This is a genomic window from Chthonomonas sp. (genome assembly GCF_035294505.1).
Classification (GTDB): Bacteria; Armatimonadota; Chthonomonadetes; order Chthonomonadales; family Chthonomonadaceae; genus Chthonomonas.
In genome coordinates, this window is record NZ_DATGKU010000215.1 from 1 (window position 1) to 8,792 (window position 8,792).

Below are 8,792 nucleotides of genomic sequence, written 5' to 3' on the forward strand. Positions count from 1 at the left end.
GCTACAACTTGTCGAACATAGATGTGACGACGGGTCAAGGAGCAGAGAACGCGATACGGATAGTGGACGAGGCGATCTCTCAGGTATCGCAGTTACGTGCGAACTTGGGAGCGTTGCAGTCACAGACGTTGCAGGCGACGGCGAACTATCTGGGGATAGGGGTACAGAACCTCTCGGCTTCGGAGAGCCAGATACGGGATACGAATGTGGCTCAGGAGGTAGTGAACCTAACGAAGAACCAGATTATCGAGCAGTCGGCAACGGCGATGTTGGCACAGGCCAATGCGGCACCTCAGCTTCTGCTGAAACTGCTTGGATAGATAACGCTTCGCTTTTTGATAGGAGCGCATCGTTCACGATGCGCTCTTTTTTGTGCATGTATGATCTCTCTACAGCCGATGGCGCAGCGGGTATGATTATCTGAAACAGAATGTAACATGGGTGTCAATTTGCCTTAATAAGGAAGGTTATGGAGGCATGGAGTTTCCGATTACGGTGGTAGGCAGTGCTAATGTGGATATGATCATGCAGGTGGAACGATTTCCGGCGCCAGGGGAGACGGTGAGTGATGGCCGGTTTGCGCAGGCCTTCGGTGGCAAGGGGGCGAACCAGGCGGTTGCCGCCGCTCGCGCCGGAGGGCGCGTTGCTTTTTTAGGGTGTGTTGGGAGCGATGCCTTTGGAGAGGCCATTCTGGAGAACCTTCAGCGAGACGGCATTTTTACCGAGCCGGTTGTCAGAAGCGTTTCGGAACCAACCGGCATCGCGATGATTCTTATCAACCAGCAGGGCGAGAACTGCATTGCAGCGGCTCCAGGTGCCAACAACGCCCTAACACCCGAGCATATCGAGAGTTATGCCGCTCTCTTGAAGAGCAGCCGCATGGTGGTGACACAGGCCGAGATCGCATGTAGCGCTTTGGAAAAGACCTTTGAGGTGTTGGCCGACTCGGAAACGGCCATTCTGTTTAACTTTGCCCCCATCCGTAAAGAGGCTCCCAAGCTCTCCTCACGAATAACCTATCTCGTTGTCAACGAAACCGAAGCGGCCTATCTTAGCGGCGTGCAGGTCGGCACCTTACGCGAGGCCGAGCAGGCGGCGCAGATTCTACGACGGCAGGGGCCTCAGAATGTGCTGCTTACGTTAGGGGCAAACGGCGCGTGGGTGGCAACGCCTCAAGGGGGTTTTCACGTGCCGGCACTCCCCGTGCAGGCGATAGATACTACCGCTGCCGGCGATGTGTTCTGCGGTGCATTCGCCGCAGCGATCACGCAGGGACAGCCCCTCAAGGAGGCCGTGCGTTTTGCCTGCGCGGCCGCAGCCCTCTGTGTTACCCGTTTGGGTGCCCAGCCCTCTATTCCTTACCGCCAAGAGATCGAAGCCATGCTCTAGGGAGCTTTCTAAAAACAAACGAATCATAAAAATTCAGACGCAACTTTGGCTGCAGCGAAACGTCTTACAGAAAAGAACACAGGGCGGGAGGATAGGAACGCGGATCCCGTCCCAATTGTCTTTAGGCTAGCCGATCCGGTAGACCCAGGTGATAGCATACGGAACGGTTGTCCGCAAAAACAGATTCAGAGCCGTCGAGACGGATATCCGCGATTGGAGGAAGACATAATAAACAGCAAAACGCACAGCTTAGAGGCTCAGTTCTCCCTCCCCTTCTAGCACAAGAGGGAGAACCGAGATTGCCGAACTAAGCCGTTGGGTTTGACGACGATTTCGGTTTGGCCGATGCTTCACGGAGCTCCTCAACAACCACCTCAATCTCCTCTTCCGACGCCGCTCTCCTCGCGCCAGCCCCTACCGGTTGCGGCAACGCGGAATAGCCAATAGGCAGGGAGTTGGATACCGTATAGCCATTGCAGGAGGCGATCAGCACGATCTGCTGTTTACTGTTCTGCGCCTGTGGGCCGGTGGTGAGCGAAAAAGGAACGCTGCTAGAGGGTTGCCCGCTGAAGGTGTAGGACTGAGGTGTGTTGGTTGCAAGCACGTTTGGGTCGGGCTTGACCAGAGACCCCGTGACGGGATCGTATTGATAGGGGGTTAGGGTAACCGTGGTTGAAGGCGCCGTGTTTCCGTTAAAGTAACCAAGCTGCACATACACGTAGAACTGCTGCTGGTTCGTGTTGATCGGCGTTGCCGGTGTGCCGATACCGATGGGCACATAGACGATGCCGAGGGTGGGTTGTTTGCTCATACAAATCTCCTTTTACAACAAGGTTGCTATAGTCTAGCATTTATTTGTTGCTAATTTCAAACAATTATCAATATGTTCCATTCCGAACGTGAATGCCTCCGATGGTGTTAGGGTCTCTGCTTGAGAGCACAACTCCTCAAAACGTTTTGTTCCTATCTGCGCCCCCAGAGTCGCTATCAGCTTCTCGATCTGGCGCGACTGTGGGGTAAGCAGAGCGGCGGCCTCCGTATCTTTAACAAAAGTCTGTGCCATACCGAGGAGAAGCGCGGCCGTCTCGGCGTTCTTATAGGCCGAGTAGGTGATGTACGCCAGCGAATCGAAGGTTCGGCATTGTAGGGCAGGAATAGGATGATATTGGAAGAGCTGCAAGCTCTCTTTATAACAGCGCAGGGCATTGGTATAGTCCTGTTGTTGAAAATGCAACTCACCCAAATTATAGAACGCTGTGAGAAGGGTGATCTTGTCGCCTTCGGTTTTAAGCTTTTGAATGGCCTCCTCAAAATAGCTTTTGGCCTGAACCAAGTCCCCCATTTCGGTGCTCAGCCCACCCAAATTCACCAGCACCTGGGCGGCAGCACGCGGGTTGGTCTCTCGAAAAATCTGCAGGCTTTGTTCCAGGTAGAAGCGTGTTTGGGGAAAGTCCGACTGTTTTTGAGCGGCCAATGCTAAGCCATTAAAGGCTCTGGCCTCGCCTTCTCTATCTCCAATCTCGCGACACAGCTCAAGGCTCTCGGTATGGAAACGGAGCGCAGCGGCACAATCGCCCTGTGCCCAAGCCAGAATACCGGCACAGTTAAGCGCATCGGCACGCAGTTTAGGGGGAATTGTAGAGCTTCTCAACAAAGCCCCTTCCAGCCAGCTTCGGCCCTCCGTGAAACGGCTACGTAGATACCAGTATTGATAAAGTGGCACGGCAAGCCCTAAACGAGTTTCGGGATCGAGGGCATAGCGGAGAGCTGTGCGCAAGTTGTCGTACTCCGCATCGAGGCGCGCGAGCCAAGCGGCCTGTTCCGCCCCACGCAGTCCCTGTGCAGCCTGCTGTGCCAGATGACTATAAAATTGGAGGTACTGCTTATGTACCGATGGTATTCTCCCACTCTCCGCCAAACGCTCGGCGGCGAAAAGCCGTATGACTTCCAGGAGACGATAACGCGACTGTTTTGGGGTATTTTCAAAGTTAACAAGGGACTTCTCTACAAGGTTGAGCAGTAAGTCCAAAGCATCTTCCCTTTGAAAGGCGATCGCCTCCGCTGCTTCCAGAGTAAAGCTGCCAGAAAACACCGATAAGGCCTGCAGCATCTCCTGCTCGTCCGCTGAGAGCAGGTCGTAGCTCCATCGAATAGCGTTTTCCATGGTATCGTGTCGCGTCTCCCGTGCGCCGCCGGTGGTGAGAAAACGAAGGTTTTGACGCAGATCACGGGCGATTCTTTCTAGGGATAGACTGCCCGTTCGGGCGGCTGCCAGTTCAATGGCCAATGGAATTCCGTCAAGGCTCTGGCATATCTCGCCGACGATGGAAGCATTTTCCTCGGTGAGTGCGAAGGTAGGATCGCTTAACTTGGCGCGATCTACCCAAAGCTGAACCGCCTCATAAGCTGCCATAGTTGAGGGGCTTTTTGTTGACCGTGGTGGAACGCTCAGCGGACGCACTTGCCAAATCTTTTCGCCTGCAATGCGGAGGGCTTCCCGGCTCGTAGCCACAACGGCGATATTGCGACAGGCATGAAGAAGGCGCTCCACAATCGGAGCCAGTTCGCTAAGAAAGTGCTCGCAATTATCTAAAATGAGCAGCGTTTGGAAAGTGCGCAACTCTTGCTCTAAATAATCGAGCGTAGAGGAGGTGCTATCGGTTTCACGAAGGCCAAGCGTCGCCAAAATTTTGGGAACGATCAGTTGAGATGAGGCAATAGAGGCGAGATCGATCCACCAGATGCCGTCGCCAAAATGCGAGGTCAGCTTGATCGCCAGCTCCTGAGCAAGGCGCGTTTTGCCGCAACCGCCCGGCCCAAGCAGGGTAAGCAGCCGTGTGGGTTTCGCATTCGCGAATAACGCCATCAACTGTTCCATCTCACCGGGGCGTTCGATGAAGCTCGTAAGCCGGGAGGGTATGTTCTCTATGACGACACCGAAGCTTTTAGATGGAAAATGGGCTGGGATTTCTGGGTGGCTTAGCTGGAAAACGCGTTCTGGGCGTTGTAGGCCACGAAGAGCCACAACACCGAGGTCTTTGAGGGAAGCGCTTTGCGGCAGCCGGTCTTGAATGCGTGAGACAACAGCCTGAGTTAACAGAACTTGGCCTCCGTGCGCCAGGTCGCACAGACGCGCGATGCGTGCCAGCGAAGTTCCGAAATACTCGCCATCTCGCAGAACCACCTCGCCGCAATGGAGCGCAATGCGGACTTTGAACGTGGAAAACGGTGTCCAATCGGCAGTATGGAGACGTTTTTGTATCTCAACAGCGGCCTGCACTGCCGCCGATGCTTGGGAGAACACAGCACAAAACCCATCGCCGAGAGCCTTAAAAACGATTCCACCCTGTTCTTCTATGGCTCTACGCACAAGCGCATCGTGTTGGGCGAGCAGGCGCATCATGGCCTCAGGCTCCTGCTCCATCATGCGGGTGCTGCCCTCAATATCGGTGAAGAGCAGGGTCACCATGCCAGATGGAAGTTTCATTATCCACCTCCTGTTTTTCAGGGAGGGCTAAACCGCAGCACCTCTTCCCACCGAACGCACGAGTCGGGGGCCGTGCTCTGTTTCCCAGCACCGTTTCGAGGTAGGCAGCACCTTGCCGGGGTTACAGAGCGCGTTCCGATTGAACACCGACTTTATTTTTTGCATGAGATCGAGGTCGGCCTCGCTAAACAGCAGCGTCATGGCCTCCATCTTTTCCACACCGATTCCGTGTTCCCCTGTGAGCGATCCGCCAACATCCACACAGAGTTTGAGTATCTCCTCCCCGGCCTGCATCACGCGCGCCACCTGCTGGGGATCGCGCTCATCGAACATGAGGTTAGGATGGAGATTTCCATCGCCGGCATGGAAGACGTTTCCCACCAACAGATTGTGCTTTTGGGCGATGGCGCGCACCTCTCGAAGCACTTCGGGAAGCTTTGTTCGCGGGATAACACCATCGTGGGTCACCATTGAAAGCCCAAGGCGCCCCAGCGCACCGAAGGCCTGTTTGCGGGCCTTCCATAACAGGGCGCGCTCCTGCTCCGTTTTCGCTTGACGCACCTCTCGTGCCCCGTTTTTGAACGCGATCTGGCGCACCTGCTCGGCCTCTTCGTCTAGCCCCACCTCCAAACCGTCTACTTCGATAATCAGAACCGCCTCGGCATCCGAAGGAAAGCCGAGATGGAACGCCTCCTCACACGCCTTAATGATGAAGGTGTCAATCATCTCGAGGGCAGCCGGCAAAACCCCTGCCGCGATGATATCCGAAACGGTTCGGGTGGCCTGGTCAATGGTCTCAAAAATTGCCAGGAGGGTTCGCACCGATTGGGGTAGTGGGGTCAATCGCACGGTGACCTCCGTGACTATTCCCATGGTGCCTTCGGCTCCGACAACAAGCCCAACGAGGTCATAGCCCGGCGTCTCCTCCTCAAACCCACCGAGCGCCACGATCTCGCCATCGGGTAGTACCAAGGTGAGACCGGTGATGTGGTTGGTGGTAACCCCATATTTAAGGGTATGGGGGCCTCCGGCGTTTTCGGCCACGTTGCCTCCTACGGTACAGGCGCCTTGGCTTGAGGGATCCGGTGCATAATGCAGGTGGTATGCTTTTACCGCTTTAGTGAGATAGGTGTTCACCACGCCGGCCTGCGCCACCAACCGCCGATTGGGCACATCTATACGAAGGATTTTGTTAAGGCGCGTGGTGGCGATCACCACACCGCCCTCAACGGCCGTGGCCCCTCCGGAGAGACCGGTGCCTGCCCCCCGCGGGGTAAACGGTACCCCAAGCCGATTGCAGAGTTTCACGATGGCGCTTACCTGCTCCGTCGTCTGCGGTAGAGCCACAGCATCGGGAAAATGTTTGGCCGGCGAATAGGCATCGCAATCGTAGGCGCGTAGGGCTATCGGGTCGGTCAGTACCCCTTCAGGGCCTAGCAGGGCCTCTAGCTCTTGTTTTAGCACGTGCGAAAGGTTCTGTACGGCATTCATCGGCGTCTCCTCTGAAGACGGGGTTTGGACCCGGTGCTTGGCTGTGGTTTTGTTGGGTTGGATAGGGTTGCTGCCTCTTGTTCCTTATTCGTATCGGTTAACGGCGTCGGTTCCCCCACAGGAGGAGCCACCTGTAGCCAAACCGAGATGGCGGCAACAACGGCAAGAAGCGCAATTTGGGCGATCTCAAGGGCATGCTGCGTGGCCGTTGTTGGGCGACGGCCGTTGTGCCCCAACTCTTCTATAAAAAGGGCGGCCAGCACGAGTGTTTGGCGCAACGAATCGCCCAGCGCTTTGGCCCGTTGAAGGCGATAGCGCCGACGTAGAAGCCACTCACAACCCAAAACGATAAGCCCACACAGAAAGAAGGGCGCTCGATTCGCCACGGGGAAGGGTGGTGAAAGGATCAGCAGCAGCGCCAACCCTCCGAACCAGATTCCGAATGCCCATAGGTGGAGGGTTTCCAACAGAAATACAAGCGCCCATTTTGCTTTCATCGTCGCTGTCTTGTAAGTATTCGTAAAAATTTAGGGCGACGTGCGCCTAGAAAACCGCCGATGGCCGTAGAAGCGAAAGGCGGCGAACGCCCAACAAAAGCACACCACGATGCATAGGAGCTGATAGTAGGAATCGGGCTGTTCACTCTTCGTTTGATATAGCAGGCAGGCGCTCACGATCAAGAGCAGGGCCAGAGTCGCATCGAGCGGGTGGACCTGTGAGATCGCAGAGCGGAATCTTTTAACTCGATAAGTTGGAGAAGAGGGGGGCATTGTAAAAAGTTCCTCACTCGCCGCAGGTTAGCCGGCGGAACGGTTGGCCGGCAGGGTCTCGATGGTGAAGTGATCGTTGGTGTAGACGCAGATTTCGGAGGCGATGCGCATGGCTGCCTCCACGATCTCGCGGGCGCCGAGCTGTGTATAACGCAGCAGCGCGCGAGCCGCTGCCGCCGCGTAAGGCCCTCCAGAGCCGATAGCTGCCACTCCATCGTCCGGCTCTACCACGTTCCCGTCGCCGGAAAGGATAAAAAGTTTGTCGCCATCGCTCACGATCATCATGGCTTCGAGTCGGCGGAGAATGCGGTCGGTACGCCACTCTTTGGCGAACTCGATGGCGGCACGGGTGAGGTTGCCGGCGCTCGATTCGAGCTTACTTTCGAACTTATCGGCCAAGGATTGGGCATCGCCCACGGAGCCGGCAAAGCCGGCGAGCACGCGCCCCTGATAGAGACGACGGACTTTGCGTGCGCCGTGCTTTAACACCGTATCGCCCATGGTTACTTGGCCATCTCCGGCCAGAGCGACTTCTGCCTCCCGTTTTACAGCCACGATGGTGGTGGCTTTGATGGGGTTCTGTGGGCGCAACCTATGAGACCTCCAACTGGGTACGAATGAGCTGTAGCGGGTCATGCCATTTACCGATATTGCGATATCGCTCGTAGCGCTCCTGCAGAAGCACGTTCAACGGTTTCTTATCGAGCGCTTCGAGATGGCGTGCAATGGCTTCTTGAAGCGTTTTGGCAGTTTGTTGAAGGTCACGATGGGCGCCGCCGAGGGGTTCCGGCAGCACCTCATCTACCACCCCAAAGGCCTGTGCATGGCGTGCCGTTAGCTTCAGAGCGTCGGCCGCTTCGGGTGCACGACTGCGGTCACGCCCAAACTCTTTGAGGATAGCTGCGCACGACTCGGGGGGGATGACGGAGTAGATGGCGTGTTCGAGCATAACGACGCGGTCGCCCATGGCGATACCGAGCGCGCCTCCGCTGCCGCCCTCACCGATAATGGCCGTGACGATAGGGGTTTTTAGGTGTGCCATCTCCATAAGGTTCACGGCGATGGCGCGGCTAATGCCCTCCTCCTCGGCCATGAGGTTGGCCTCGGCGGCGGGGGTATCTACAAAAGTGATGAGAGGTTTACGGAACTTCTCGGCCAATTTCATAAGGCGCAGGGCTTTGCGAAAGCCGGCCGGGCGGGCGCTTCCGAAGTTACGCAGCTGGCGCTCCTTCAGGTCGCGCCCTTTCTGGTGGCCGATAACCACCACGGAGCGGCCGTTGAAGCGCGCCAACCCGCCGACGATAGCCGGGTCGTCGGCATTGATACGGTCGCCATGCAGCTCCATAAAATCTTCAAAAATGAGCCGAACGTAGTCCAGTGTATAGGGTCGTTGGGGGTGACGTGCCATTTGAACTTCATTCCATGGGGTAAGATTGGCAAATATTTGGCGCATCACCTCCTCGCGACGCCGTTCGATGCGCGCGATCTCCTCGTCAATGTCAATGCCACGGTCAAGGGCATCTTTGCGTAAAACGGGGTCGGCGGCGATACGCTTGAGTTCGGCGATATTGGCGTCGAGCTCAGAGATGGGTTTTTCAAAATCGAGCGGACTTACAGACATGCCGTAGGCTCCTCACAGAGTAAAGAGAGTACGG

At 56.2% G+C, this 8,792-nt stretch carries 8 protein-coding genes; 2 read left to right on the forward strand and 6 right to left on the reverse strand.

The features are described 5' to 3' along the window. Positions 1-320, forward strand: a 320-nt coding sequence (locus VKV18_RS13295; RefSeq protein WP_324204674.1) for a flagellin, incomplete at its 5' end; no start/stop codon positions are given. 157 nt (positions 321-477) lie between these two features. Continuing rightward, positions 478-1,389 (forward strand): ribokinase, encoded by a 912-nt coding sequence (gene rbsK, locus VKV18_RS13300; RefSeq protein ID WP_324204675.1) that lies wholly within the window; start codon positions 478-480, stop codon positions 1,387-1,389. 307 nt (positions 1,390-1,696) lie between these two features. Here the strand turns inward: rbsK and VKV18_RS13305 are convergent, their stop codons facing one another. From VKV18_RS13305 to VKV18_RS13330, 6 genes are all read right to left on the reverse strand, one after another. Next, positions 1,697-2,200 (reverse strand): hypothetical protein, encoded by a 504-nt coding sequence (locus VKV18_RS13305; protein ID WP_324204676.1) that lies wholly within the window; start codon positions 2,198-2,200, stop codon positions 1,697-1,699. 33 nt (positions 2,201-2,233) lie between these two features. After that, positions 2,234-4,876, reverse strand: a complete 2,643-nt coding sequence (locus VKV18_RS13310) for a tetratricopeptide repeat protein (protein ID WP_324204677.1) — start codon at positions 4,874-4,876, stop codon at positions 2,234-2,236. Between the two features lie 27 nt (positions 4,877-4,903). Further along, a complete protein-coding gene (locus tag VKV18_RS13315) occupies positions 4,904-6,367 on the reverse strand; it encodes an FAD-binding oxidoreductase (protein ID WP_324204678.1) in 1,464 nt (487 codons plus the stop codon). Beyond that, positions 6,364-6,864 carry a hypothetical protein gene (locus tag VKV18_RS13320; protein ID WP_324204679.1) on the reverse strand — a complete coding sequence of 167 codons (501 nt, stop codon included), beginning with the start codon at positions 6,862-6,864 and terminating at the stop codon, positions 6,364-6,366. Before VKV18_RS13320 ends, VKV18_RS13315 begins: the two co-directional genes overlap by 4 nt. 300 nt (positions 6,865-7,164) lie before the next feature. Next, a complete protein-coding gene (gene hslV, locus VKV18_RS13325) occupies positions 7,165-7,728 on the reverse strand; it encodes an ATP-dependent protease subunit HslV (protein WP_324204680.1) in 564 nt (187 codons plus the stop codon). 1 nt (position 7,729) lies between these two features. Continuing rightward, the gene (locus tag VKV18_RS13330) at positions 7,730-8,758 is read right to left on the reverse strand and encodes an acetyl-CoA carboxylase carboxyltransferase subunit alpha (RefSeq protein ID WP_324204681.1); all 1,029 of its coding nucleotides are present in this window, start codon (positions 8,756-8,758) and stop codon (positions 7,730-7,732) included. Positions 8,759-8,792 lie beyond the last annotated feature (34 nt).